The sequence below is a fragment of the Coprobacillus sp. genome, from assembly GCF_984815275.1.
Genome location: NZ_CFJNYH010000040.1, coordinates 1 through 25,972 on the forward strand (window position 1 = coordinate 1; position 25,972 = coordinate 25,972).

Here is a 25,972-nt window from a genome sequence, read left to right on the forward strand (position 1 = left end):
CACCTAAACATGTTGCAGCTCCACCAAATGGTTCAATTTCTGTAGGATGGTTATGAGTTTCATTTTTAAACATTAATAACCAATCTTCATCTCCTTCAGATGTATGAATCTTTAATTCAACAGAACAAGCATTAATTTCTTCAGAAACTTCTAAATCATCTAAATATCCTGTTTTTCTCAGTTCTTTCATAGAAATTGTTGCTAAGTCCATTAAAGTTAATGGACGCTTTGTATCAATTCCATAAACAAGATGACGAGACGTTTTATAATCTTCTACATCTTTTTCTAAAATTTCTTTAAATGCACCATTTTCAATATCCAATTGACTAATAATTGTTGCAAATGTTGTATGACGACAATGATCAGACCAATATGTATCAAGAACTTTTAATTCAGTTTCTGTAGGGTCTCTTTGTTCTTCATTCTTAAAATAATCTTGAGTCACTTTTAAATCATCAAAGTTCATTGCCATTCCATTATCTTGAATAAATTGTCTTAATTCATCATCACTATAATTCATGAATCCAGTAATGACTGGAACATGCTCAATATGAACATCACTATCAGTTAAATCATCCATTTTTTCTAAGCTCGCTAATCTTTGATCAACTGGATTAATTAAATAATTTTGTACACGCTTAACTTCTTCATCAGTTAATTCACCAATAAGAACAATTAATTTTGCACACTTAACTTTCACATTCTTTTCACCAGTTAATAACTGAAAACATTGTTCACAAGCATCAGCTCTTTGATCATATTGACCAGGTAAATATTCAATTGCAAATACTTTTGCACCAACTGATACAGGATATTCTTCTTTGTAAATATCATCAACCATTGGTTCACTTAAAATCGTTGGAATCCCTTGATTTAAAACATCAACTGATACACCTTGAACATCATAACGATTCACTACACTTAAAGATGTCAATGTATCTAATTTTAATTGTGTTCTTAAATTATTTAAAATTTCATCTGCTTCTACAGCATAATCTTTTCTTTTTTCTACATAAACTCGATAGACTTTACTCATCTTTGCACTCCTTTAATTTAGACCAATGTCTTTACGATAATATTGACCATCAAACTGAATAACCTCAGCTGCCTTATAAACCTTTTCTCTTGTTTCTTCTAAAGAAGAACCTAATGCACAAATATTTAATACACGACCACCATTTGTAACAACTTCATCTTTATCATTAAAAGCAGTTCCAGCATGGAAAATAATAATATCATTGTCGACTTTATCAAAGCCTGTAATTACAGAGCCCTTTGGATAACTACCTGGATACCCTGGAGCTGCCAGAACCAAACAAGCGACATGCTCATCCTTCCATGATACATTCACTTGATCAAGTGTTGATGTTGACACGGCATACATAATATCAAACAAATCGCTATCAAGCCTTAATAAAATAGACTGCGTTTCTGGATCACCAAAACGTACATTAAACTCAAGAACTTTCGCTTTTCCATCCTCAATCATCAAACCAATGAAAACTACACCACGATAATCCATGTGATCTTTAGTTAATCCACTCATAAACGGATCAAGAATATCTTTTTGAATTGTTTCATCCATACCTTCAGGCATAAATGGATTTGGAGATACAGTCCCCATACCACCAGTATTTGGACCTTTATTTCCATCATATATTTGCTTATGGTCTTTGGCACTGACCATTGGTACAATTGTTTTTCCATCAGTAAAACAAAGTAATGAACATTCAAATCCTGTTAAAAATTCTTCTAACACAACTTTGCTTCCCGCACCATCTAAACTTCCATCAATCATCATTTCTTTTAATGTCTCAATTGCTGTTTTTTCATCATCACAAATAACAACACCCTTACCAGCTGCTAATCCATCTGCTTTGACAACAACTGGATAAGTAAATGATGTTAATGCAGCAACAGCTTCATCATATGTATTCACTTCCTTATAAGCAGCTGTTGGAATATTGTGTCTTGCCATGAAATCTTTAGAAAAAGCTTTACTTCCTTCTAAAGTTGTAGCATGTTTTGTAGGACCGAATACTTTATGACCATGTTCTTCTAATAAATCTGCAAGCCCCATACATAATGGAACTTCTGGACCAATAACAGTAAAATCAATATCGTTGTCTTCTACAAACTTTAAAATTCCTTCTAAGTCTTCTACACTCCCTTGATGACAAGTTCCTATTTGAGCAATCCCAGGATTTCCTGGAATAGCGTGAATTTCATCAACGCGAGGACTTTTACTCAAGCCATAGGCAATCGCATGTTCACGACCACCACTACCAATAATTAATACTTTCATGGTTTCCTCCTTTTATGATTTTGGATATACAATTTTGAATTTTTCACAAACAACAAGCATATCTTCATCAAAAACTTGACCAATACGTTTCATTTCATCTTCAAAAAATGTTCTATGAACATCTCGCCAATAAGTAAGAGTTCGATCACCCTCACCTTCAAGATAAGCCTGCTCTTCATCAACTTGATGAAAAGGGACGATATCAATCTGTGTTGTTTGAATAATACACACAGCTTGGTCCTGACTGTCTAATATGATGCTGTAATCCCCCACTGCAGGTACTGGTTCATTCTCTGCCATATAAACAGGATAAGAGGAAGCTGTTGCTGTTTTTGTTCCCTGTAATGTTAATTGAGCCAATTTATCTTGAGCACAACCATACTGCCATGCTAAATAAGTATCATCAGCCTTTTTATCTGGAAAAGCTTGCCACATTTCTTTTGCATTCATCCTCTTGACCTCTTAGTGCCTGAAATGTCTAAATCCACTAAATACCATTGGTATATTATGTTCATTGCACAAATCAATAGAATCTTGATCTCTGACACTGCCACCTGGCTGAATAATAGAAGTTATTCCTGCATCCACAGCGACTTGAACACAGTCATTAAATGGGAAGAATGCATCACTTGCTAAAACAGCCCCTTGAAAATCTTTGTCAGGATTATTATGAATAGCATTCTCTAAAGCCCATACACGTGATGTTTGTCCTCCACCAATCGCTAAAGTCACACCATCTTTGACAATACAAATAGCATTTGATTTTACAAATTTAACAACTTTCATACCAAATTCCATATCAGACAATTGTGCTTGTGTAGGTTCAGCATTTGTCACAACTTTCATCTCATCAATCATTTTGGTATTAATATCTTGTACCAATACTTTTCCTTCAAGATATTTAATATCATATTTTGCATCTCTTGCATCTAAATTATTTAATTTTAATACACGTAAGTTCTTCTTTGTTCTGAGAACTTCTAATGCGTCATCATCAAAATCTGGTGCAGCTACAATTTCTAAGAAGATTTTTTTCATTTCTAAAGCTGTTGCTTTATCAATTTTATAGTTAACTGCCACAATACCACCAAAGATGGATTGTGGGTCTGCTTCATATGCTTTCATGTATGATTCATAGCCACTTTCTGCAATTGCAACTCCACATGGAGTAGAATGCTTAATAGCTGCTGTTACAATTTGGTCACCAAATTCTCTCACAACCGCAATAGCTCCATATAAATCATTAACATTATTAAATGAAATTTCTTTACCATTTAATTGTTCATAATCTAACAAAGATTCTTGAACAAATCCATCAACATAAGCATTCGCTCTTTGTTGTGAGTTTTCTCCATATCTTAAATGTTCAGATTTCTTTAAAGAAATATTCAAAATATCAGGGAAATCATCTCCTACAACCCCCGCAAAATAACGAGATATCATTGCATCATAAGCTCCAGTTGTACTAAATGCTTTATAAGCTAAGTTTAATCTAAAATTGTAATCATCAGTTTTCTGCTGTAGTGCTTCTAATACAGATGTATAATCTGCTGGATCAGTCACAATCAAGACATCCTTAAAATTCTTTGCTGCACTTCTAATCATTGATGGTCCACCAATATCAATATTTTCAATCATATCTTCCATTGGTTTTCCTGCTTTTAATGCCTTTTCAAATTCATATAAATTCACACAAACCAAATCAATTGGTTGAATATCGTGTTCTTGAACAGTTGCAACATGCTCAGGTAAATCTCTTCTAAATAACAATCCGCCATGAACCTTAGGATGTAAAGTTTTCACACGACCATCTAGAATTTCTGGAAATCCAGTGACATCATCAATTGCAATCGCAGCAATTCCTGCTTCTTGTAATTTGCTTAATGTTCCTCCTGTTGAAACAATTTCAAACCCTAATTGAACTAAACCTTGGCAAAATTCAACAATTCCATCTTTGTTAGTGACACTAACTAATGCTCTTCTCATAATATTTCCACCCTTTCATTTTCAACTTTCAATTGACCATTACAAAACAATCTGACAGCCTCTGGTAAGATACGATGCTCAATTGTTAAAACCATCTTCTGCATCTCTTCAGGTGAGCTCGCCTGTGATACATCCATCGCTTCTTGAAGAATAATCGGTCCTCCATCAACAACTGAAGAGACAAAATGAACAGTTGCTCCAGCAACTTTCACACCACGCTTGAAAGCATGTTCATGGACATGCAAGCCATAGAAACCAGGCCCACAAAATGCTGGTATCAATGATGGATGAATATTTATTATTCTATTCTGATAAAGTTCTGTAAGTTCATCACTTAAAATCGCAAGGTATCCTGCTAAAACGATTAACTCAACGCCTTCTTCTTTTAAGCGTTGTATTATTATTTGATCATCCTTGATACACTCAGCCTGAATTCCTGCATTTTTAGCTCTTTCTAATCCATAAGCTTTTTTTCTATTAGAAACAACCAAAACAATTTCACCATTGATACTACCGCTCTGGGTAGCATCAATAAGTGATTGCAGGTTTGTTCCACCACCAGAAACAAAGACTGCGATTTTTAGCATAATTTAACTCCTTTTTCGCCTTCTTCAATATGACCTACAACATAACATGTATCACCAGCTGCTTCAATTGCAGCCATGGCTTTTTCCTGATCAGCAGGATCTAAAGCAATAATCATTCCTAATCCCATGTTAAATGTGTTATACATCATATCTTCAGTAATATTTCCATTTTTTGCAATTAAATCAAAAATAGCTGGAACTTTATAACTCTCTTTTTTCACAATAGCTTTCACACCATCAGGTAACATTCTAGGAATATTTTCATCAAATCCACCACCAGTGATATGACTACATCCTTTAATTTTTACACCAGCATTTTTAACATTCTTTAATGCTTTTACATAAATTCTTGTAGGCTCAATTAAAGCTTCACCAAGAGTTTTTCCTAATTCATCATAATAAGTATCTAAAGATTCTTTAGTCATATCAAAAACTGAACGTACTAACGAAAATCCATTACTATGAACACCACTAGAAGCAATACCAACCAAAACATCACCTGGTTTGATATTTTCACCATTAATAATATCCTTTTTATCAACAACACCAACTGCAAATCCAGCAAGATCATAATCATCTTCTGACATTAATCCAGGATGTTCAGCAGTTTCACCACCAACAAGGGCACATTCAGATTGCTTACATCCCTCAGCAACACCACTGACAATAGTTGCAATTTTTTCTGGGTAGTTTTTCCCACATGCTATATAGTCAAGGAAAAATAAAGGTTCACCACCAGAACATGCAATGTCATTGACGCACATAGCAACAGCATCAATTCCAATCGTATCATGTTTATCCATAACAAATGCAAGTTTGACTTTTGTCCCACAGCCATCAGTCCCTGATAAGAGCACTGGTTCTTCCATATTTTTAATCGCACTTAAATCAAATGCTCCAGCAAATCCACCAAGTCCACCTAATACTTCTGGTCTCATTGTTTCTTTCACATGTTTTTTCATCAATTCTACTGACTTATATCCTGCTTCAATATCTACTCCAGCTTTTTTGTAATCCATCGTTTCTCTCCTTCTATCTATTTTCCATACGAGCTAAAACAGCCTTATATGTCTCAATTAAATCTCCAATATCTTGTCTAAAAACATCCTTATCATACTTTTGGTTTGTATCAGCATCCCATAAACGACATGAATCAGGTGAAATTTCATCTGCCAATAAGATCTCTCCATTTTCAGTTTTTCCAAACTCAATTTTGAAATCAACCAATTTCAAGTTTAATTTTAAGAAAAACTCTTTTAACAATTCATTAATTTTCAAAGTTGTATCTCGGATATACACTAATTCTTCACGTGTTGCCAGTTTCAATGCAATAGCGTGATCATTGTTGATTAATGGATCACCATAATCATCATTTTTATAACATAGTTCAAAGATTGGTTCATCTAAAACAATCCCTTCAGGAAAACCTAATCTTTTACAAAAAGATCCTGCTGTCATATTTCTAATAATAACTTCTAATGGAAAGATTTCCACTTTCTTCACTTTGATATCACGGTCATTGATTTTTTCAATCATATGAGTTTTGATTCCAGCTTCCTCTAACATATCAAAAATAATACTTGAGATTGTGTTATTTAAAACACCTTTTCCTTCAAATTGATCATGTTTTACACCATTACCAGCTGTTGCATCATCTTTATAATGGATAATATATTCATCTTCTTTATCTGTCTTATAAACTTGTTTTGCTTTTCCTTCATACAATAATTCTGCCATTTTCTCTTTGCACCTTTTATTTAAATTTTTCTATCATTTGATCATTAGCCTGCATGGCCTGTACTTCCATGTCTTTTCTATAAGCTATTAACTTTTCTTTAATACTATCATGTTTAATAGCCATAATTTGTAATGCTAAATAAGCTGCATTCTTGCTTCCATTAATAGCCACTGTTGCAACTGGAATTCCAGAAGGCATTTGAACAATTGATAACAATGCATCCATACCATCTAATGTTGCACCACTGATTGGTACACCAATCACTGGCAATACAGTTTGTGAAGCCACAACACCTGGTAAAGCCGCTGCCATTCCGGCTGCAGTAATGATTACTTCTGTTCCATCAGTTTCTGTTTCTTGAATAAATGTACTTAATCCTAAATGAGCACGATGTGCTGAAAGACATCTCACATTCACTTCCACACCATAATCTTTTAAAATTTCTACAGCTGGTTCAACTTTTCCTAAATCACTTGTTGAACCCATAATAATTGCAACTTTCATTTTTCTTCTTCCTTTCTTCTTAAACGCCAAAAGAGACAGTTGTCTCTTCTAGAATAAACCTACTATTTTTCCTTCTTCGTCAATATCCATATTGACAGCAGCTGGAACTTTAGGAAGTCCAGGCATACGCATGATATCACCACTAATAGCCACTAAGAAACCTGCTCCAGTATTAGGAATCAAATCACTAATAGTCACCTTAAAACCACTAGGTTTTCCTAATAATGTTGGATCATCAGACAAAGAATATTGTGTTTTCGCAACACAGATTGGTAAATCCCCCAATCCTTGTGATTCATATTTCTTCATCTTATTTAACACCTTCTTAGAGAAAGTGACATCATCTGCACCATATATTTCTTTTGCAATCGTTTTTATCTTATCAGCAATTGATAAATCAAGATTATAAATTGGAGAGAAATGAGCTTTATCCTTTGCTAAAATATCCAGTAACTTTTCAGCTAACTCAACTCCACCTTCTGCTCCCTTTTCCCAAACCTTACTGATTGCTACATCAACACCTTTTGCCTGACAAATTTCATTTAGTAACTGTAATTCAGCTTCTGTATCTGTCGGGAAAGCATTGATTGCAACAATGCTTGGTAAATTGTATTTTGCAATATTTTCAATATGCTTTTCAAGGTTTTCAATCCCCGCTCTTAAAGCATCTAAATTTTCTTCATTTAAATCCTTTTTTGCAACACCACCATGCATCTTTAGAGCACGAACTGTTGCGACAATAACTACCGCATCTGGATTTAATCCAGCCTGACGACACTTAATATCTAAGAACTTCTCAGCCCCTAAATCAGCACCAAAACCAGCTTCTGTAATAGCATAATCGCCTAATTTCATAGCCAATTGAGTCGCCATAACAGAATTACATCCATGTGCTATGTTTGCAAAAGGACCACCATGTACAAAAACAGGTGTATGATCTAATGTTTGAACCAAATTTGGCTTGATGGCATCTTTCAACAATAAAGTGACTGCACCAGTCGCTTGAATATCATTTACAGTGACAGGTTCACCAGCATGATTATACGCAACAATCATACGTCCTGCACGTGCTTTTAAATCTTCTAATGATGTTGCCAAACATAATATTGCCATAACTTCACTTGCCACACTAATATCAAATCCATCTTCTCTAGGTACTCCATTAACCTTACCACCTAGCCCAACAACAATATGACGTAAAGCACGATCATTTAAATCAACAACTCGTTTCCAAACAATTTGTCTTGTATCAATATCTAGTGGATTTCCCTGTTGAATAGAGTTATCAAGCATTGCTGCAATGAGATTATTAGCAGTTGTAATCGCATGAATATCTCCTGTAAAATGAAGGTTAATATCTTCCATTGGAACAACCTGTGCATATCCACCACCAGCTGCTCCACCTTTAACACCAAAACAGGGACCTAGACTTGGTTCACGCATAGCAACAACTGATTTTTTTCCTAATTTGTTTAACGCTTGTGATAAGCCGATCATTGTTGTTGTTTTTCCTTCTCCTGCTGGAGTCGGATTAATTGCTGTAACAAGAATCAATTTTCCATCTTCATTGTTTTTGAGTTTTGAAATGGCTTCTAAAGAAATTTTAGCTTTATACTTTCCATAAAGCTCTAAATCATCTTCATCCAACCCTACTTTTTGAGCAATTTCTTTAATTGGTTTCATTTTAGCACTTTGTGCGATTTCTACATCTGTTAACATAATGCCACCCTTTCTTTTTCACTTTTTTATCAAGGACTTCAACACTTCTTTTATACCATAAATCGTGGTTTTTCACCAGTGTAATTGCTATCATTTATAGAAAAACCAAAAAAAGAGCCTACTCGTCCAGACATTTGCCCAGACGGTCGACTCTTTCCTATTATACTCCATGTGGTTCATTCCACTTCCGCCAGTTGTATAACTAAGTGAATAATATCATTTCTTGTATCATATTTCAACCAAATTCCGACATTTTTTCATGAAATTTTAATAGCAATTGAGGAATGATTGAATAGCATCATCAATAACTTCTTTATTCATAGCAGAAGTTGGAACACTATCTCCATTATCCAGCCTTAACTCTCCACTTTTAATCAATTCAATATGCTCCATATTCACAAAATATCGCGGATGCATCTGAAAAAAATGATACTCTACTAACATTTGCTTAGTTCTTTTTAAATCCTCAAAGAACCCTTTGTATCGTCCTTTTGTCGTCACTACCACTGTTTCTCTCATACCTGTTTCAATATATTCAATTTCACTAGGCACTAAATTCAAAACTTCTCCTGTCAATGAGAAAAAATGAATTTGAAAATGAAGCTTTTTATAAACTTCTAAAGCTCTTTGAAACTCACTTGCTAATAATTTTTCTTGTGGTTTCATTAACAATTGAAAACCGTCCGCTCTAAACACCTCATGCATATATTTATAATCATCACATACAAAGAAAAGAATACAATCAGGATTTTTTTCCTTTAACATTTTCCCTAATTCAAATCCATTTCTCCCATTAATAATTCCTCCTAAAAAAGCCATATCATATTCCTCACGTTCTAAACGTTTAGCAACCCCTGGAGTTTGTGTATAACTTTCAAACACCAACTCTTCATCACAAGGAAATGATTTCAATTTTTCGATTAAATGATCTACATAATCTCCATTTTCTTCACATACTAGTATTTTCATAATTTCGCCTCCTATATACATCTTCTATTTTACACTATATTTCAACAAAAAAGATGCCACTTTTACGCCATTTTGTGCACTTTTTAAGCCAAAAGTCCGTTTTCAACATTTTTAGTATAGAGTTTAATTTTGATTTGAGTTATCAATAAAGGAGGAATAATATGAAAAAACTCAAAGCATTATGGTTGCCTTTTTTAACAAAAGAGAAAGCCTTATTTATTCTCTTTATTTTCATTCTTATCAATATATGTATCTATGTTGCTTACAACAGTTCCATCTATTCATATGATGGTTATATTGAAACATATTCACAAGCTGGTTTAGAATTCTTTTATTATTTGCATTGCATAGGTATAAATCCCTTTTTGTTTATGGTTATGATGCTTTTGATACCTAATATCATGTCATATGATTTCTTAAATATTCATCAAAATCATACTTCATATTTCATAGAAACCCGACTTCATAAAAGTCAATATTATAAACATATTTTCATAAGAAATATCTGTTTATCCTTCTTCATAACATTTATTATTGAAATTTTTATTCTTTTAATAATTCATATTTTCTATGCACCTATTCAATTTAATACGATGAATTATCCAGAACTATACTATCGAAAAACTCAAATTCTTTCAAGCAATGAATATCTGAGTTTATTTGCATTTATTAACCTAACAGCAATAGGATATGCTTTAGTATCAAGTTTAGTGTTTTCACTACAAGTCATAATTACCAACAAATACATTTATCGTTGTTTTGGTGTCATTTTTGGAATACTTCTGGTTTTAATACCTGCTCTTGTTCAAGGATATTTACCTATATCAGAAACTGCTTTTATTTTTCAAGTCAATAACATCGTTGCTTTAGGAATGGAAAATGTTCGACCCAATCCCTTTGGTCTTTCACATTTTGGATTATATATGTCATGTTTCATTATTTATAGTTTCATAAGTTATTTTGCTTATCACAAAATGCTGAAATGGAGAAAACATTATGATTAAATCATTTTATCGTTTAGTTGATAAAAAAATGATTGCTTTACTCATCCTGATGTTAGTGATATCGCCGACACTTTGTGGTAAAAACACCTATACAATTTGTTTAATATATTCGCATTATTTAACAATTTATATGAATAATGTCTATCTCTTGATGATGTACCAATATGCATCACGATGTCAAACTTTATCCGCTTATATAATTACACGAATTGGACAACAGAAATTCTATCAAATTGTTTACTGGATATTTATAAGTATTGGTTTGCTTTACACTATCATTATTTATATCAGTTATTATTTTTTCTTTGGTGCCATTCCATCAGAGTCATTTTTATTCACAATCTATTTTATGATTATAAATATAATTGTGACTGGTCTTGAAAGTACACTTATATATTTACAAGTTGGTACCAAAAAGAATTTACTTTATTTGATTTTCCCTATAATTATCAATGTCTTATTTCATTTTTTATATACAAATTTATACTAAAGGAGAATATCATATGTTAGAAATACATGATTTAACCAAAAAATTTCATCAGCATACTGTTTTAGATCATTTAAACATGATAGTTCATAAAGGTGACTTAATCTACATTCATGGCATTAATGGGTCTGGGAAATCTACACTTTTTAAATTAATCTGTGATATCTTAGAACCAGACAATGGGTGTATTATATTATCAGAACAGGCTCATATTGGAGCACTTATTGAAAATCCAGGTTTTTTAGAACGAGAGACTGGTATGTATAATCTCAAATTCTTAGCTCACCTCAATCATCATTTTTATGAAGACAAAATTATGCAACTTTGTAATGACTTCCAACTTGATATTCAAAGCCATACCAAAGTAAAAGATTATTCATTAGGTATGCGGCAAAAGCTTGGAATTATTCAAGCACTTATGGAAGATCAGAACTTTATACTATTAGATGAACCAACAAGAGGTTTAGATGAAGATTCAGTGAAAGCTTTTTGTCACCTTATTAATGATCTTCACAATCAAAATAAGACAATTATTATTGCTGCTCATGAATATCTTAGAGAAATTCATTATAATAAGATTCTGCATTTAAAAAATGGTCTATTAATTGAAGATGAAGTATTATAAAGTTTTGTTTATATATATTTGTATTGTTTTTGGATTACTTCAATTGTATGATTCATTAACTGTTACACAAATACTTATACATTATCCATATTTCGATTTAAAATATTTTATCTTTCTATTTATTCAATTTTTCTGGGTTACATTGCTTTTTCAATATGTTTATCAATACATCTCCTTATATACACTCATATGTATAAGATTGACAAAAAAAGACTTTATTCGCATTTGGATAACTAAATTTGTGCAATTTTCTCTGTTTTACTACTTCCTGCATATTGCAATATTTTTATTCTTTTCTTTACAAATACCTCTTTTTCTATTATCCTTAAACCTGTTCATAGAAAGTCTAAGCCTTGCTTTTATTATACATTTTCAAAAAACCTGGGATTATAGTTACATTTTTATCATTATTGTGATGATTTGTATTCATTTTGTAGTATAATAAAAGTATAAAGAAATGAGGGATAACATATATGAGTAGTATAGACAAGGCAAATGATTTGATATATGAGACTTTAATGTCTCTCATCGAATTTAATAACAGTGATTTATCGCTTAAACAAAAAAAAGAAGTATCTGAAATTATTGATAATTTAGAAGAAGTGCGACATATACTCTTTGAAATGAAAAATGAAATTAAATCGAGTGTTTCATAAATGAATAGTTATACTTAAAATATTTTTTATATTTAAATAACACTTAGACTAAAAAAAGTTTAAGTGTTATTTTTATTATCATAGTGCTTTTTCCTTCTAAAAAAGTATAATTGATGAAAACGTTGGTTGAATTCATGTTTCACTTCTATTCGTATTTTTCAATAAAGCGAAATATTGTTTGATAATAAAGTTCTGAATTCACCGAGCAACTATTTGCATGACCTGCTCCTTGAATAACTAATTTCTCTTTTGGACAAGTTGCTGCATTATATAATTCATTAACCATTGAAAAGGGAACAAAATTATCTTCAGCACCATGTATAAATAACATAGGTGTTTGGCTTTTCTTAACCTGTTCAATAGGTCTTACATCTTCAAGATAATAACCAGCTCGTATCTTGGTTACAAGACTTGCCATATGCAATGCCACTTCACTTTCAATGTTATTCATATCAATATGCGCCTTAAAAATATCCCATACACTTGTATAGCCACAATCTTCGATAATTGCTTTCACCTGGTGTGGAAGTTTTTCTCCTGCCACATCCATAACTGTTGCCCCTCCCATAGAGACTCCATATAAAATAATAGAAGCATGAGGATCTTTAGAAAGTAGATAATCAATCCATTGAATAATATCTTCTCGATCATCCCAGCCCATTCCAATATAATCTCCTTCACTAAAGCCATGACCTCTTAAATCTGGTATCAACAAGTTATATCCAGCCTTTTTCATCTGTTTAATAGGTGAAATGATACTTGCTCCATCTCCACGATAACCATGAACCATAATCATATAGATATGGCTATTTTGATCAATATAAGCAGCATGCAAATTAAGATCATCCTGACTTTTCAAAGAAACATTGACACTATTTTCACTTAACCATTGTCTAGACTCTTGAGCAACTTCTTCGTTAGTTTCTATTTTTTCAGAAATATTGTGTTTAGAATAAGGATTCAATGTATAATCATATAAATAATTTCCAACATATAGAGAAATACAGGAAATAAATAAAACAATAATGATCATAGTCACAGTTATAATTTTTGCTATTTTTTTCATTTCACTCACCTACTTTATTTATAGACTTTTTCTTCTGTTTCTTGCATATATTATGTTATAATCTTATGCAAGGAGGAATTCGTATGACTTTTCAAAAAATAGATATTAAAGATTTAAACATGAATGCTTTTCAAGCTATTGGAAAAGATTGGATGTTAATTACTGCAGGTGATCAATCAGATGTAAATACAATGACTGCATCTTGGGGTGGTATTGGTGTCCTTTGGGGAACTGATGTTGTAACAGCATATATTCGTCCACAACGTTATACCAAAGAATTTGTAGATCAGCAGAAATGTTTTTCGCTTTCTTTCTTTGACGGCCACAAAAAAGAACTTGGTGTACTTGGCAGTGTTTCAGGTAGAGATGCAAACAAAATCAAAGATGTTGATTTTCACATCACATATCTTGAAGATGTTCCAACTTTTGAAGAGGCTCATCTTGTCTTTATTGTTGAAAAACTATATGAAGATACAATAAAACCGGAATGCTTTTTAGACCGATCTCTTGATACAAGATGGTATCCAGATAAGGATTACCATACAATGTATGTTGCAAAAATCAAAAGCATTTATAAGAAACAATAAAGGCGAAAGCCTTTTTTGTATAAATTCTTTTTTTATCTCCATATTATATATGGTGATAAAAATGATTTTAGAAACAATATCTTTAGCTTTAATATCTTTAGTTGTCTTATTTATTCTAACCAGATTAATGGGATATAGACAAATAACACAACTAAGTATGTATGATTATATTATTGGTATTACAATTGGGAGTATTGCAAGTGAAATGGTCGTTTTAGATGATTTCAATAATATGCTTCGTCCCCTCACAGGTATGATCATTTATGCTCTATTTACAATCATACTTTCTTTGTTATCACGTTCTTCACTAGCTATTAGAAAATTTATTGAAGGAAACCCAATAACTTTATATGAAAACAATAAAATTGATAGTACTGCACTTGCTAAAGCAAGAATTGATGTCAATGAGTTTTTAATGCAATTACGTATTCAAGGTTATTTTGATTTAACACAACTTGATACTGTCATATTAGAAACCAATGGAAATATTTCCGTTTTTCCAAAGTCTCAATACCGACCTGCCATTGTTAATGATCTTCCAGTCAAACCACAAAGAGAAAAGCCTTCTCTTTCTCTCGTTATTGATGGACATATTCTTAAGGATCAGTTAGCATTCATTGAAAAGGATGAAAAATGGCTGATGAGTCAGCTTAAAGTTCAAGGTTATCAAAGTTATGATCAATTATTATTGGTGTTATGTGATCAAGACAACAATATTACATCATATGCAAAAAGAAATTAAAAAAGACAGTACTTGTCTTTTTTTATTTGAAAGATTATATAAAAAGATGAAAGCTTATGCTTCCATCTTTTCCTTATACTCTAAGAACTCATCATATGATGATAAACGATCTAAACATCCATTTGCATTCAATTCAATAACACGTGTTGCGATAGTTTGTACAAATTGATGGTCATGAGATGAGAAAAGAATATTTTCTTTAAATCTCATTAAACCTTCATTTAATGCTTGAATTGATTCCAAATCTAAATGGTTTGTTGGTTCATCTAAAATTAAGACATTGCAGTTAGCCATCATCATTTTCGCTAACATACATCTTACTTTTTCTCCACCTGATAAAACATTAGCCTTCTTTAAAGCTTCTTCACCAGAGAATAACATTCTTCCTAACCAACCTCTTAAATCTTGATCGTATACATCTCCAACCGCATATTGTCTAAGCCAATCTACAAGAGATAAATCACAATTATCGAAATATTCGTTATTATCTTTAGGAAAATAAGACTGAGATGTTGTCACTCCCCATTGGAAAGTTCCTTCAAAATCAGTAATTTCACCTGTAATAATTTTAAAGAATGTTGTTACAGCAAGTTCATTATCCGAAACAAATGCAACTTTATCTTTAGGTGAAATAGAGAAAGATATATGATTTAAAATCTTTTCTCCATTCAATTCATATGATAAATCTTCAACATTTAAGACAATATTTCCAACTTCTCTATCAGGTGTAAATCCAACAAAAGGATATCTTCTTAAAGAAGGCTTGACATCAACCATTTCTAAATTATCTAATAATTTTTTACGTGATGTTGCTTGTTTTGCTTTAGAAGCATTAGCACTAAAACGAGCTATAAATTCTTCCAATTCTTTTTTCTTTGCTTCTGCCTTTTTGTTAATTTCTTTTGCTTGTTTTGCCATCATCTGAGAATATTCATACCAGAAATCATAATTTCCTACATACAATTGAATTTTACTATAATCAATATCTGCAATATGTGTACACACTTTATTTAAAAAGTGTCTATCATGAGAAACGACAATAACAGTATTTGGGAAATTTAATAAAAAGTTTTCTAACCAGTTAATACTTTTTAAATCTAAATGGTTTGTTGGTTCGTCTAATAAAAGAATATCAGGATTTCCAAAAAGTGCTTGCGCTAATAAAACTTTAATTTTTTGTTGATCTCCCAATTCTTTCATAAGAACATGATGAAATTCACCTGTTACACCTAATCCATTAAGCAAGATTTCAGCATCTGTTTCTGCATTCCATCCATCCATTTCTAAGAATTCACCTTCAAGATCAGCTAATTCTAAACCATCTTCATCATTAAAGTCAGGTTTACTATATAACTCCTCTTTTCTTTGCATAATCTCAAAAAGACGTTTATTCCCCATCATTACTGTTTTTAAGACATCTTGTTCATCATAAGCAAAATGATCTTGTTTTAAAACAGATAATCTTTGTCCTTCTGTAATAACAACATCACCTTTATTAGGTTCAATTTCTCTAGATAATATTTTTAAAAATGTTGATTTCCCAGCTCCATTTGCCCCAATAATTCCATAACAATTTCCTTCAGTAAACTGTATAGAAACATTCTCAAATAAAGCACGATCTCCATATTGTAATGAAACATTTTGTGTTGATATCATGTATATTTCTCCTTTATTGAAAGTCCACTCTATTATACATGAATAAATATATTTTTCAACTCAACATAGGCTTTCTTTTTAAAACAAAAAAGAAGATTTTCTCTTCTTCTTTAAGAATAATTAGTTTTCTCTTTTCATTTTCTTACTTATTATTATAATTGCTGTACTCAACATCATCAAAAGACTCAATCCTAAAACAAATGTATTATCACTTGTCACAGGTGTTTGACTTTGATTCTGAGTTTGTTCTTCTAAAGAACCACTATTTTGAGAGTCATTGGTTTGTGAATTATTGTTTTGTGAATCATTAATAATAGGCTTCTTTAAAACTGTAATATCAAATTCAATGGATTGTCCAGCAAATTGCACCAATATATCCTTATCACTTACCATTAATGCTCTAGCAATAGAAAAATTGAAGTCACTTTGAGAAACATTATCATATTCAACTATCTTATGGCTACCATTACTATAATTCACTTTTACCTTTAGACCAGCTGGATCAAAGATTTCTCCTTCTGTATAAGTCGTTTTATATGGCATTTGTACTATTTCTATACCCATGATATCAAGTCTATCAATATTTATACTCATGTTGTCAGTATGTCCATTGAGGTTAGCTTCAATTTGCAACTGATTTTTTTCTTCATCACTAATAAATAATTGATTCCCTATGATTTGTGTCTTATCTGAATGTTGACCAACCAGTTGATATTCAACATTTTTATAATTTTCTGGTATTGTCATCACTGATGAAGACTGTCCACTTTCATCATAAACAGCAAACGAGGTCTTAAAATAATCGTTTAAATTAACTGTACTATTTAAAGTTGTTGTCATTGCAACTTGCTTTGCTTGAATATGAGCTACACCACGATATATTTGTATGGGATGCCCTACATTTGTTGTAGTTGTATTTATAGCTGTAAGAATCTGATCATTTATCACTTCATCTCTTGCACCAGTCATAATTAAAACCTTTGATAAATTGGGATCATACTGAAAAGTATTTTTATTTATTGTTTCAATGCCATTTGGTAATGTCACTTCCTCTAATTGATTACAATACCAAAATGATGATCCACCCAACAATTGTATATTTTTAGGAAACACAACAGATACCAATGAACGGCAATTGAGAAAAACATTATTTTGTATCTTTGTCACACTATCAGGAATGTGAATAGACTCTAGTCTACTACAATCACGAAATGCCCCAGTTCTAATATCTGTTAATTGACTTGGAAATTTTATCGTTTTTAAACCTGAACACCCTTCAAATGCAGCATCTTTTATAACTGTTATACCATCAGGAAGTTCAATTGATGTTAAATTTTTACAATTTTTAAAAGCAGCACTCTCTATACTCTTTAAAATATCTGGCAGTGTAATTGATGTTAAAACAGTATTATCTCCATCCACATAAAATAATCGTATATGTTAAACCATCTTTTTTAAAAGTATTATCCACCGCAAAAACATTGATTGTTGCAAATGATACTATCATAATCATTGTTATAAATAGAGTTGTTATTTTCTTCATAAAATTTTCCCTTTCTTCAATAAAATTACTTTTATAATCTTATCTGTATAACTTTTATATAATATCTGATATCCCATCCCCCTTTGATTTCTATTTTTTAATTATAACAAGTTATATTTACTACTTCTTGTATGATATGGTACATATCAAAATAAAAAAGTAAATTCTTCAATTGAAAAATTTACGTTTATGCTTATTATCAAGCTTTTCCACTAACCGCATTTATATTATCTATAAAACTTAATAACACATCACAAAAAGAGTCTTATCAACTGCAATAGATAAGACAAAATTGGCTTTTTAAATATTGATTATATTAACTATTTAACCTCATTCTTCAACAGAGAATTTTAATTTTGAACTGTATGATGAAATGTCGGTGAATATTGATCAACAACTTCAAATTGATAACCTTTTTTAATAAGATAATCCAATATAGCAGGTAAAGCTTTCACTGTATTTCCCTGATTAGCACTGTCATGCATTAAAAACATAATATCTTCTTGGCCATTTACCTCTTCAATCGCTTTCTTCTTAAGACCTTTAATTGTTTTAATTCCTTCTCCATCTCCATTAATACAAGTCCAATCATAATATTGATATCCTAAATCTATCACTTTATGTGTTAGTCTCTTCATAATTCCAACATTATATTTTTTAGAAACAAGATTACTTGATCCCCCTGGGAAACGCATATAGGTGGTATATTCACCTGTTTGTTCATAAACCAGTTCCTTAATTTTATTTAAATCATTTATATAATTTTTAAGAGAACTATATATCAATTCATAATCATGACTATACGTATGCAATCCTATTGTATGTCCTTTTTGATAAGCCTCTTTAATATAATGAGCATCTTTAGGTGAAGTCCCTGTCACAAAAAAAGTTGCCTTAATATGGTATTCATCTAAGATTTCTAATATTTTCTTGGTATTTGGTGATGGTCCATCATCAAATGTAAGATAACAAGTTTTCACACCATCTTTCTTAGCTTCTCGATTATCATATTGACTTAAAACTTCAACATCTCTAGTATATGTTTCTTTATTACCATTATGGTCTTCAACATGATAATAAACTTCATATTCACCTGTTTTTCGAATATTCAAATTCGAATCATCAATTGTTAAAGTTGGGTTTTTATCATGATCATCCTTTATAACAATACCTTTTTTTAAATCAATTTTATCGCCTATTAAGATTGTTAATTTATCCAAACCAGTTATTGTGGGAGGTTCTGTATCTCGTTCTTCTACCAATACATAAGCATTTTTTTCTGTTTTGTTTTCAAATGCATCTTCTACAACAACAATAACTCGATATGTTTTGATTTCATTAAAGAGATAATCTTCTTTAAAATAAACAATAGTTTCTGAGTCATCTTGAATATTTTTAACCAATGTTTTAGGATCTACACTATCATTTCTTAATATTTTAGTATTGACTGTTTCAAATTGGGGAGGCGTAGTATCATCAATAAAAACCTTCAAAGTAAATATTTTATCATGATAGATATATTCAATCTTATATTCCCCTAGTTTTTCATTATTAACATGATTTTCAATTTTTATTTCTTTAATATTCATGTGTGAAACTTCTTCAATATATTCATATGGTTTGACCTCATCATATAATGATAAATGGATTTCATCTTGAATAAAATGAATGCGGGGTTGTTTTACAAAATAAACAACCAATATGACTGCTAATACTCCAATTATGGAAAAAAGAATTTTCTTCATATGTATCACCAAGATACTATATGCGAGAAAACCCTTTTTCAGTCCTATATATGAAAATAATCTTCAATAATCTGTTTTTCACTAAATGGTAAAGGCTCATGTTGTAATATCTGATAATCCTCATGTCCTTTTCCTAAACATAAAATAACATCATTCGCTTCAGCATGTTCCAATGCATAATGAATAGCCTCTTTACGATCTTCAATAATGACATAATCGCCACCCACACGATGAATGCCAGTCACAATATCCTGACAAATTTGAGAAATATTTTCACCACGTGGATTATCAGCAGTCAATATAGAGAATGCTTTGTATTTAGCAACAATTTCTCCTACATCATAACGACGTTTTACATCACGATGTCCTCCTGCGCCATAGACACAAAGAATACGATGCGGTTGATAATCCATAATTGTTTGAAGAATACTTTCAAATGATAATGCATTATGAGCGTAATCTATCATCACAGTATATTTTTGACCAACAGGTACAATTTCAACTCGACCACGTACCCTTACCTTCTTTAATGCCTCTTTTATATAATTTGTTTCAATCCCTAACAGATGACAAAGAATAATCGCTACAAGTGAATTATAAACACTAAACTGACCAGGAATATCTGTTTCAAAATTTGCATGAATAAGTCCTGATGTTTGGAAAGAAACACCTAAAGTTCCTAGTCCTTGAGACAAAGAAATTTGCGATGCCTTTAAATCGCTTTGTTGATGTATTGAATAAGTCTTTATATCACATTTTGCTCCATTAATCATATCTTCATAATGTTCATCATCACGATTAAAGATTCCGACTCTACACATTTGAAATAGCATCTTCTTACATGCCATATAATGTTCAAAAGAATGGTGCTCATGTTCACCAATATGGTCTGGTGAAAGATTTGTAAATACGCCATAATCAAAATCAATTCCAGCTACACGATTTAACATCAATCCTTGTGATGAAACTTCCATAACACAATATTCACAGCCACATTCTACCATTTGTCTCATAAGTCTCTGAAGTTCAAATGATTCTGGTGTTGTATTTTTTGTTTTTTGAAACTCTCCATTAACAATTGAACCTATTGTTCCAATAATACCAACTTTTTTGTTGGCTTTTTCTAAAATCGATTCCATCATATAAGATGTTGTTGTTTTTCCTTTTGTTCCTGTAATACCAATAACAGTCATGTGACGACTAGGGTGTTCAAAAAAAGCACATGATAAAAGCGCCAATGCTAATCTAGATTCCTTGACATGAATGTATGTAATGCCTTCTTGAAAAGGAACATCATGTTCTACAACAATGACACGTGCACCTTTATCAATAACTTGATCAATAAAATCGTGTCCATCAACATTAGCACCCGGAATACATACAAACAAACTTCTATCTTGAACAGTTCTTGAATCATAATCAATTTGACTAACTTCCTGATTCAAATCACCTTGTAATACTTGATAATTCATTTCTTTTAATAATTGTTTTAATTTCATTTTTTCTCACCATTCTTATTATATCTGTTTTTAAATGTAAAGAAAAGAAAAAATCATCCGAAGATGATTATAACCTTGTCAGTTTCATATCGCCACTTTTTATGTAATTTAATTTACGGAAGGCACGATACATACTCCAGCAAATTGCCATAGGAACAATAATATCTAAGATTATCAGTGGCAGCCAGTATGATGTGCCCATCACTTGAATAGCCTCTAAAAGACCTACCAAACCTGCTGTTCCCATGCCTGAACCAACAGCAGTACACTTAATTCCTAAAATAGCAGTGGAAATAACACCTGTTATAAGACTGGCAAGAATTGGAGACAACCAGATAATAGGTCGCTTCACAATATTTTTAAATTGTAACATACTTGTTCCTACTCCAATCGCAATAACATCACCAATTGAATTATCATCCATTGACATAATAGCCAAGCCAACCATCTGTGCGCAACACCCTGCCAAAGCTGCTCCAGCCGCAAGCCCATCTAAGCCTAGCATAATACCTATTGCAGCAGAAGATATTGGTGCCGTTAACGCCATACCCATTAAAACAGCAACAATCATTCCCATAAATATAGGTTGCATATTTACACCTTGATTAATCAGATTGCCTATCCATACAATAAGTTGAGTTATATATGGACCAATAAACTTTGTTATAAGTCCAGCACAAAGAATAGATGTAAAAGGGACAAGCAGGATATCTAAAGGGGTTTTATCCTGAACCAATCTTGTTGCTTCTACAGCTAAAATCACAGCTAAATAAGCAGAAATTGGATTTCCTACAGCAACTGAAACATTCCCATGACTGATTGAAAATGTCCCCGCACCAATTGCTCCAGCAATAACTGCTGCAATCATATTTAATCCCTTGGCATCTAATACAAAAGCAATCCCTACACCAATTGCAGGTCCCATTAAATAAGAAGCCATCTGCCCCCATGTTACAAGATCATTCCAGTGAATTGCATATCCAACCTGTTTTAAAATTGTTCCAATAATTAAACTGGCAAAAAAACCATAAGCCATACCATTGAGTGTTTTTACAATATAATTTTCTCTTTGCGATGTACGTGCCATTTAACCACTCCTTCATACTCACATCATACATTTTTATTTTTTTAATAAATGACCCCATGACTAATTGTCATATTTTTAGCCCATCTTCCTTTCTTGAAGAAATATGTCGCAACAAACAATTTAATAAGGTCACATGATTCAACAATAGCATAAAGCATAACCAATGGAATATCAAGAAACATCGACAAGAGAGTCGATAATAAAACACCTGCACACCATAAGAAACCCGAATCCATTAACATCGTTGAAAAAGTATCGCCTCCTGCCCTAAGTGTAAAGAAAATACATACATTATAAACATAAATAGGCAAAAGGATAGATTTTATTGATAATAAAGAAACAATTGTCTGTTTAATAATATCTTCTACATTGTAGAAAGAAGCTATAATTGGTGCTACAAATATTAATGTTGTCCCCATAACAATCCCAATCATAACTCCAAATGTTAATAATCTATAAGAATTCGTTTTCGCTTCTTCAATTTCGTTTGCACCTAAACGATTTCCAATCAATATAGAAACAGCACTTGATAATCCACCAAAAACAATATAAGCAATTTGCATAACAGTATCAACAACACTAATTCCTGAAATCAAGTTCTCATCACAACGCATATAAGAAAGAAAAATCATTGTCAAACCTAATGAATAAAGGATTTCATTCACCGTTAAAGGAATTGCCTTTCTCACCATTGAACGAATTAAAGCCATATCTAAATGCAATAAACCCTGAATTGAAAAATGAAACATATGTTTCTTTCTCAACAAAATAGCCATATAAATAAACATTTCAACAAAACGAGCAATTGCTGTCGCAATTGCTGCTCCCTGTACACCTAATACCGGAAAACCAAAATGACCAAATATCAAAATATAATTCAAACTTGTGTTTATTGCAACTGTAATTACCCCAACCAGTAACTGTATTTTATTAATGCCTACTGCTCTCAGTGCCATCATAATACTAAAACTAAAGGCAAATGGAACATATGTAAGAACTGCATACTGTAAATATTTTAGACTTTCATCAACAACAACAGATTGACTTGAAAATATTTCCATAAGTTGTCGAGGAACAATGAGTAAAGCCAAAACAAATAATGCTGCAACAAAAAAACCACAAGCCAAGTTAATGTTTAAAATCTTTTGACATTTTTCTTTATTTTTAGCACCATAGTATTGAGCAATAAAAATTCCAGCTGCTCCACAAATTCCAAACATAGTAGAATTAAATATTAAATAAACACGATTAGCGACTGTGACAGATGTTAATGCTAAACTCCCAACACTTCCTATCATAATATTATCTATTAAGTTAACAAAACTTGTCACAAACTGTTGAGCCATAATTGGCAATGCAATTGCAAGTGTCGCTTTATAAAAAGCTTTATTTCCAAAAAACTTCTTCATGCTCTTCTCCCCTCCCTTATTTTTTCTTCTTATTTGTTAATGCAGGGAATGCTTTTAATATACGTTTTTCAGCAAATTTCTTTTTCTTTAGAAATTCTTGATAGGCACTAGAATCTGTGAGTTTAATTGTCTCTAAAATCTCTATAATACTCTTTTTCCCTTGTTCAAAACCATCTAGAACTCTTTGTGCATACTCTTCAGCATCCTTAACAAATTCATCAATACGTTTCTCCAAATTTGCTAATGTTGTGATAGTAATTACCAAATCAACCAGTAAAATAGCACATAGTATGATGGCTAACGCTATTAATGTAGTCTCTCCATGCACCATAATCATTGATAATAAAGCAGGTTGAATAAACTTAACTGCTATAACACTAAAAAGACCAAAAATCAAAAATCCTTCTAGACATACACGACCATTAACATTAAAGGCTTTATCATCATAATCCCACCAGCGTCGATGATAAAGTGCTTCCATTGCCCAAGAAGTAAAATATTCAATGACACAAGCAACAAAGGCACCTTCTATAAAAATAGATAAATAACTTTCTGATGGCGAGAATAACAATGAAACAACCAATGCACCAACTCCATAAATAGGCACTATCGGTCCATTTAAAAAGCCACTGTTCTTTATCTTATGCCCAGTTATTAAAGGACAAATAAAAGATTCCCAAATCCAACCTGCAAAACCATATACAAAAAACGATATTATGAGTGAACTGACATATTTCTCCATATTTTGCCCTCCTATATAAAGAAAGACGTTACAAAAGTAACGTCGTGTTTTTAATTGGTGGAGCTTAGCGGTACCGACTTCGGTTTTACCAAAACTCTCTATGTTTTAGATATTTATTTATCTTTATTTCTACTAATAGTATATCATAAATAGCAATTAAAATCAATAATTAAATTCTTGTTTTTTAACATAGTTATATATATTAATCATATGTTTAATTTCACTTTCTTTATATGAGTCTTTAGTAATCTCTTTTAACAAAATATTTTCCAAATATGAAGTAAAGTTTTCAAAACCTAAAGTATTATCATTTTGTATAACTTCATTTTCAATAAGATCAGCCAACTCTTTTTGAGCAAAATCATTTGAATGTATATATTCATTTAATGTAACATCAACACTCTCGTGACCTAATCTATCACTAATTGATTTAATGTCTGTCGTTAAACTCGCAAGCATAGTCGCATGACTGTGTCTAAACCCATGTAAATTAATTTTCTCAACACCTGATAACTTCAAATATTTAGCCAACTTACGATCTAGGGCAGAAAAACTAATCATTTTATTACTTCCAAATATGTATAAATGATTAACTACATCATATTGTAATTTCATTTTAAAATAATAATTACTTAGCATTTCAAATAAAGTATCATTCATACAAATTCCTCTAATAGAGTGATTGGTCTTAGGTGTTGTTACTATTTGTCCTTTTCCAACGATTTGAACCGCTGTGGATATTACGTTCACAATTTTCTTTTCAAAGTTTATATTTGACCACTTCAACGATAATAATTCACCTTTTCTTAATCCTAAGAAATATAACATGTTAAATAACAATTTATCCATATCATCAGCAATATAACTATCAAACGTTCTAAAAACATCTAAATCCCAAATCACTTGTTTTTTATCAATTCTATATTGATCTTTTACTTTTTTTATCTTTACTAAAACATTTTCTTTTACTAAGTTTCTTGTTACTCCACAATCTAAAATTTGTCTCATTATACCAATAATACGATTTATATATTCTGCGCTTAAATTATCTTGATACAACATTTCTTTTTGGTACTCCCTTACCATATCAATTGTAATAGATTCAATATCTAAATTTCCAAATCTTTCATCTAATCTATTTTTATATCTATATTCTATACTATCAATCGTTGTTCTTTTTAACTCCAATTGAACACTTTCAATATACACACAATATAATTCTTTAAATTTCATAAATGTACACTCCCTTTTAAAATTATATTATTATTTTAAAAGACGTCTTCCATATTTTTCCACCGGTTTTCTTATTATATCTT

The 25,972-nt window shown here is 31.4% G+C and carries 25 protein-coding genes, 1 pseudogene and 1 riboswitch; of the genes and pseudogenes, 6 read left to right on the forward strand and 20 right to left on the reverse strand.

Features of this window, described 5'->3' with window-relative positions:
• The 10 genes and pseudogenes from AC5M21_RS12890 to AC5M21_RS12935 all read right to left on the reverse strand — a co-directional run.
• Window positions 1–1,036 (reverse strand): annotated as a pseudogene (locus tag AC5M21_RS12890) (phosphoribosylformylglycinamidine synthase); the annotation flags it as partial.
• A gap of 12 nt (window positions 1,037–1,048) precedes the next feature.
• On the reverse strand, window positions 1,049–2,305 hold the full coding sequence (gene purD / locus AC5M21_RS12895) for a phosphoribosylamine--glycine ligase (protein WP_302280640.1): 1,257 nt from the start codon (window positions 2,303–2,305) through the stop codon (window positions 1,049–1,051).
• 12 nt (window positions 2,306–2,317) lie between these two features.
• Window positions 2,318–2,755 carry an ASCH domain-containing protein gene (locus tag AC5M21_RS12900; RefSeq protein ID WP_302280641.1) on the reverse strand — a complete coding sequence of 146 codons (438 nt, stop codon included), beginning with the start codon at window positions 2,753–2,755 and terminating at the stop codon, window positions 2,318–2,320.
• Window positions 2,756–2,767: 12 nt separating this feature from the next.
• On the reverse strand, window positions 2,768–4,291 hold the full coding sequence (gene purH, locus AC5M21_RS12905; protein ID WP_302280642.1) for a bifunctional phosphoribosylaminoimidazolecarboxamide formyltransferase/IMP cyclohydrolase: 1,524 nt from the start codon (window positions 4,289–4,291) through the stop codon (window positions 2,768–2,770).
• Window positions 4,288–4,878: a phosphoribosylglycinamide formyltransferase gene (gene purN / locus AC5M21_RS12910; protein ID WP_302280643.1), complete on the reverse strand. Its 591-nt coding sequence runs from the start codon at window positions 4,876–4,878 to the stop codon at window positions 4,288–4,290. The genes purH and purN overlap by 4 nt, the downstream gene beginning before the upstream one ends.
• Complete coding sequence (gene purM, locus AC5M21_RS12915) at window positions 4,872–5,897, reverse strand: phosphoribosylformylglycinamidine cyclo-ligase (RefSeq protein ID WP_302280644.1); 1,026 nt, start codon at window positions 5,895–5,897, stop codon at window positions 4,872–4,874. Before purM ends, purN begins: the two co-directional genes overlap by 7 nt.
• A gap of 13 nt (window positions 5,898–5,910) precedes the next feature.
• Window positions 5,911–6,615 (reverse strand): phosphoribosylaminoimidazolesuccinocarboxamide synthase, encoded by a 705-nt coding sequence (purC, locus tag AC5M21_RS12920; protein WP_302280645.1) that lies wholly within the window; start codon window positions 6,613–6,615, stop codon window positions 5,911–5,913.
• Between the two features lie 16 nt (window positions 6,616–6,631).
• Entirely contained in the window at window positions 6,632–7,120 is a 489-nt protein-coding gene (gene purE / locus AC5M21_RS12925; RefSeq protein WP_302280646.1) for a 5-(carboxyamino)imidazole ribonucleotide mutase, read from the reverse strand.
• Window positions 7,121–7,168: 48 nt separating this feature from the next.
• Window positions 7,169–8,839, reverse strand: a complete 1,671-nt coding sequence (locus tag AC5M21_RS12930) for a formate--tetrahydrofolate ligase (RefSeq protein WP_302280647.1) — start codon at window positions 8,837–8,839, stop codon at window positions 7,169–7,171.
• A gap of 129 nt (window positions 8,840–8,968) precedes the next feature.
• Window positions 8,969–9,047: riboswitch (ZMP/ZTP riboswitch) on the reverse strand.
• A gap of 59 nt (window positions 9,048–9,106) precedes the next feature.
• Window positions 9,107–9,808 carry a LytR/AlgR family response regulator transcription factor gene (locus tag AC5M21_RS12935; protein WP_008788057.1) on the reverse strand — a complete coding sequence of 234 codons (702 nt, stop codon included), beginning with the start codon at window positions 9,806–9,808 and terminating at the stop codon, window positions 9,107–9,109.
• A gap of 161 nt (window positions 9,809–9,969) precedes the next feature.
• Here AC5M21_RS12935 and AC5M21_RS12940 point away from each other — a divergent pair, with 161 nt between their 5' ends.
• The 4 genes from AC5M21_RS12940 to AC5M21_RS12955 all read left to right on the forward strand — a co-directional run bounded on the left by AC5M21_RS12940 (window position 9,970) and on the right by AC5M21_RS12955 (window position 12,580).
• A complete protein-coding gene (locus AC5M21_RS12940; protein ID WP_008788056.1) occupies window positions 9,970–10,812 on the forward strand; it encodes a hypothetical protein in 843 nt (280 codons plus the stop codon).
• Window positions 10,805–11,302: a hypothetical protein gene (locus tag AC5M21_RS12945; RefSeq protein WP_008788055.1), complete on the forward strand. Its 498-nt coding sequence runs from the start codon at window positions 10,805–10,807 to the stop codon at window positions 11,300–11,302. The genes AC5M21_RS12940 and AC5M21_RS12945 overlap by 8 nt, the downstream gene beginning before the upstream one ends.
• A 13-nt stretch (window positions 11,303–11,315) precedes the next feature.
• A complete protein-coding gene (locus tag AC5M21_RS12950) occupies window positions 11,316–11,924 on the forward strand; it encodes an ATP-binding cassette domain-containing protein (RefSeq protein WP_008788054.1) in 609 nt (202 codons plus the stop codon).
• Between the two features lie 473 nt (window positions 11,925–12,397).
• On the forward strand, window positions 12,398–12,580 hold the full coding sequence (locus tag AC5M21_RS12955) for a hypothetical protein (RefSeq protein ID WP_008788053.1): 183 nt from the start codon (window positions 12,398–12,400) through the stop codon (window positions 12,578–12,580).
• Window positions 12,581–12,725: 145 nt separating this feature from the next.
• Here AC5M21_RS12955 and AC5M21_RS12960 read toward each other — a convergent pair whose 3' ends face one another.
• On the reverse strand, window positions 12,726–13,646 hold the full coding sequence (locus AC5M21_RS12960) for an alpha/beta hydrolase (protein WP_008788052.1): 921 nt from the start codon (window positions 13,644–13,646) through the stop codon (window positions 12,726–12,728).
• An 83-nt stretch (window positions 13,647–13,729) separates the two neighbouring features.
• On the opposite strand from AC5M21_RS12960, the gene AC5M21_RS12965 reads away from it, so the two are divergent.
• Together AC5M21_RS12965 and AC5M21_RS12970 are read left to right on the forward strand one after the other, a co-directional pair.
• Window positions 13,730–14,233: a flavin reductase gene (locus AC5M21_RS12965; protein ID WP_008788051.1), complete on the forward strand. Its 504-nt coding sequence runs from the start codon at window positions 13,730–13,732 to the stop codon at window positions 14,231–14,233.
• Between the two features lie 61 nt (window positions 14,234–14,294).
• Window positions 14,295–14,975 (forward strand): DUF421 domain-containing protein, encoded by a 681-nt coding sequence (locus tag AC5M21_RS12970; RefSeq protein WP_008788050.1) that lies wholly within the window; start codon window positions 14,295–14,297, stop codon window positions 14,973–14,975.
• Between the two features lie 54 nt (window positions 14,976–15,029).
• Here the strand turns inward: AC5M21_RS12970 and AC5M21_RS12975 are convergent, their stop codons facing one another.
• From AC5M21_RS12975 to AC5M21_RS13015, 9 genes are all read right to left on the reverse strand, one after another.
• On the reverse strand, window positions 15,030–16,631 hold the full coding sequence (locus AC5M21_RS12975) for an ABC-F family ATP-binding cassette domain-containing protein (protein WP_008788049.1): 1,602 nt from the start codon (window positions 16,629–16,631) through the stop codon (window positions 15,030–15,032).
• A 120-nt stretch (window positions 16,632–16,751) separates the two neighbouring features.
• Entirely contained in the window at window positions 16,752–18,053 is a 1,302-nt protein-coding gene (locus tag AC5M21_RS12980; RefSeq protein WP_008788048.1) for a leucine-rich repeat protein, read from the reverse strand.
• A complete protein-coding gene (locus tag AC5M21_RS12985) occupies window positions 18,040–18,174 on the reverse strand; it encodes a hypothetical protein (protein ID WP_017144122.1) in 135 nt (44 codons plus the stop codon). Before AC5M21_RS12985 ends, AC5M21_RS12980 begins: the two co-directional genes overlap by 14 nt.
• A 350-nt stretch (window positions 18,175–18,524) precedes the next feature.
• Window positions 18,525–19,919, reverse strand: a complete 1,395-nt coding sequence (locus tag AC5M21_RS12990; RefSeq protein WP_493531504.1) for a polysaccharide deacetylase family protein — start codon at window positions 19,917–19,919, stop codon at window positions 18,525–18,527.
• Between the two features lie 44 nt (window positions 19,920–19,963).
• Complete coding sequence (locus AC5M21_RS12995; protein ID WP_302280665.1) at window positions 19,964–21,418, reverse strand: UDP-N-acetylmuramoyl-L-alanyl-D-glutamate--2,6-diaminopimelate ligase; 1,455 nt, start codon at window positions 21,416–21,418, stop codon at window positions 19,964–19,966.
• Window positions 21,419–21,485: 67 nt separating this feature from the next.
• Complete coding sequence (locus AC5M21_RS13000; RefSeq protein WP_302280666.1) at window positions 21,486–22,505, reverse strand: PTS sugar transporter subunit IIC; 1,020 nt, start codon at window positions 22,503–22,505, stop codon at window positions 21,486–21,488.
• A 41-nt stretch (window positions 22,506–22,546) separates the two neighbouring features.
• The gene (locus AC5M21_RS13005) at window positions 22,547–23,914 is read right to left on the reverse strand and encodes an MATE family efflux transporter (RefSeq protein WP_302280667.1); all 1,368 of its coding nucleotides are present in this window, start codon (window positions 23,912–23,914) and stop codon (window positions 22,547–22,549) included.
• Window positions 23,915–23,930: 16 nt separating this feature from the next.
• Window positions 23,931–24,656: a putative ABC transporter permease gene (locus AC5M21_RS13010; RefSeq protein WP_302280668.1), complete on the reverse strand. Its 726-nt coding sequence runs from the start codon at window positions 24,654–24,656 to the stop codon at window positions 23,931–23,933.
• A gap of 162 nt (window positions 24,657–24,818) precedes the next feature.
• On the reverse strand, window positions 24,819–25,889 hold the full coding sequence (locus AC5M21_RS13015) for a tyrosine-type recombinase/integrase (protein ID WP_008788042.1): 1,071 nt from the start codon (window positions 25,887–25,889) through the stop codon (window positions 24,819–24,821).
• Between the last annotated feature and the right edge of the window lie 83 nt (window positions 25,890–25,972).

What these genes read in the sequence shown, in the direction of transcription:
- AC5M21_RS12975 (WP_008788049.1), bottom strand. Translation starts at nt 16,631, where the DNA reads ATGATATCAACACAAAATGTTTCATTACAATATGGAGATCGTGCTTTA.
- AC5M21_RS12955 (WP_008788053.1), top strand. Translation starts at nt 12,398, where the DNA reads ATGAGTAGTATAGACAAGGCAAATGATTTGATATATGAGACTTTAATG.
- AC5M21_RS12970 (WP_008788050.1), top strand. Translation starts at nt 14,295, where the DNA reads ATGATTTTAGAAACAATATCTTTAGCTTTAATATCTTTAGTTGTCTTA.
- AC5M21_RS12960 (WP_008788052.1), bottom strand. Translation starts at nt 13,646, where the DNA reads ATGAAAAAAATAGCAAAAATTATAACTGTGACTATGATCATTATTGTT.
- AC5M21_RS12940 (WP_008788056.1), top strand. Translation starts at nt 9,970, where the DNA reads ATGAAAAAACTCAAAGCATTATGGTTGCCTTTTTTAACAAAAGAGAAA.
- purH (WP_302280642.1), bottom strand. Translation starts at nt 4,291, where the DNA reads ATGAGAAGAGCATTAGTTAGTGTCACTAACAAAGATGGAATTGTTGAA.
- AC5M21_RS12930 (WP_302280647.1), bottom strand. Translation starts at nt 8,839, where the DNA reads ATGTTAACAGATGTAGAAATCGCACAAAGTGCTAAAATGAAACCAATT.
- AC5M21_RS12990 (WP_493531504.1), bottom strand. Translation starts at nt 19,919, where the DNA reads ATGAAGAAAATTCTTTTTTCCATAATTGGAGTATTAGCAGTCATATTG.
- AC5M21_RS13000 (WP_302280666.1), bottom strand. Translation starts at nt 22,505, where the DNA reads ATGGCACGTACATCGCAAAGAGAAAATTATATTGTAAAAACACTCAAT.
- AC5M21_RS12935 (WP_008788057.1), bottom strand. Translation starts at nt 9,808, where the DNA reads ATGAAAATACTAGTATGTGAAGAAAATGGAGATTATGTAGATCATTTA.
- purC (WP_302280645.1), bottom strand. Translation starts at nt 6,615, where the DNA reads ATGGCAGAATTATTGTATGAAGGAAAAGCAAAACAAGTTTATAAGACA.
- AC5M21_RS13015 (WP_008788042.1), bottom strand. Translation starts at nt 25,889, where the DNA reads ATGAAATTTAAAGAATTATATTGTGTGTATATTGAAAGTGTTCAATTG.
- AC5M21_RS12965 (WP_008788051.1), top strand. Translation starts at nt 13,730, where the DNA reads ATGACTTTTCAAAAAATAGATATTAAAGATTTAAACATGAATGCTTTT.
- purM (WP_302280644.1), bottom strand. Translation starts at nt 5,897, where the DNA reads ATGGATTACAAAAAAGCTGGAGTAGATATTGAAGCAGGATATAAGTCA.
- AC5M21_RS12945 (WP_008788055.1), top strand. Translation starts at nt 10,805, where the DNA reads ATGATTAAATCATTTTATCGTTTAGTTGATAAAAAAATGATTGCTTTA.
- AC5M21_RS12900 (WP_302280641.1), bottom strand. Translation starts at nt 2,755, where the DNA reads ATGAATGCAAAAGAAATGTGGCAAGCTTTTCCAGATAAAAAGGCTGAT.
- purE (WP_302280646.1), bottom strand. Translation starts at nt 7,120, where the DNA reads ATGAAAGTTGCAATTATTATGGGTTCAACAAGTGATTTAGGAAAAGTT.
- AC5M21_RS12995 (WP_302280665.1), bottom strand. Translation starts at nt 21,418, where the DNA reads ATGAAATTAAAACAATTATTAAAAGAAATGAATTATCAAGTATTACAA.
- AC5M21_RS13005 (WP_302280667.1), bottom strand. Translation starts at nt 23,914, where the DNA reads ATGAAGAAGTTTTTTGGAAATAAAGCTTTTTATAAAGCGACACTTGCA.
- purN (WP_302280643.1), bottom strand. Translation starts at nt 4,878, where the DNA reads ATGCTAAAAATCGCAGTCTTTGTTTCTGGTGGTGGAACAAACCTGCAA.
- AC5M21_RS12950 (WP_008788054.1), top strand. Translation starts at nt 11,316, where the DNA reads ATGTTAGAAATACATGATTTAACCAAAAAATTTCATCAGCATACTGTT.
- purD (WP_302280640.1), bottom strand. Translation starts at nt 2,305, where the DNA reads ATGAAAGTATTAATTATTGGTAGTGGTGGTCGTGAACATGCGATTGCC.
- AC5M21_RS13010 (WP_302280668.1), bottom strand. Translation starts at nt 24,656, where the DNA reads ATGGAGAAATATGTCAGTTCACTCATAATATCGTTTTTTGTATATGGT.
- AC5M21_RS12985 (WP_017144122.1), bottom strand. Translation starts at nt 18,174, where the DNA reads ATGAAGAAAATAACAACTCTATTTATAACAATGATTATGATAGTATCA.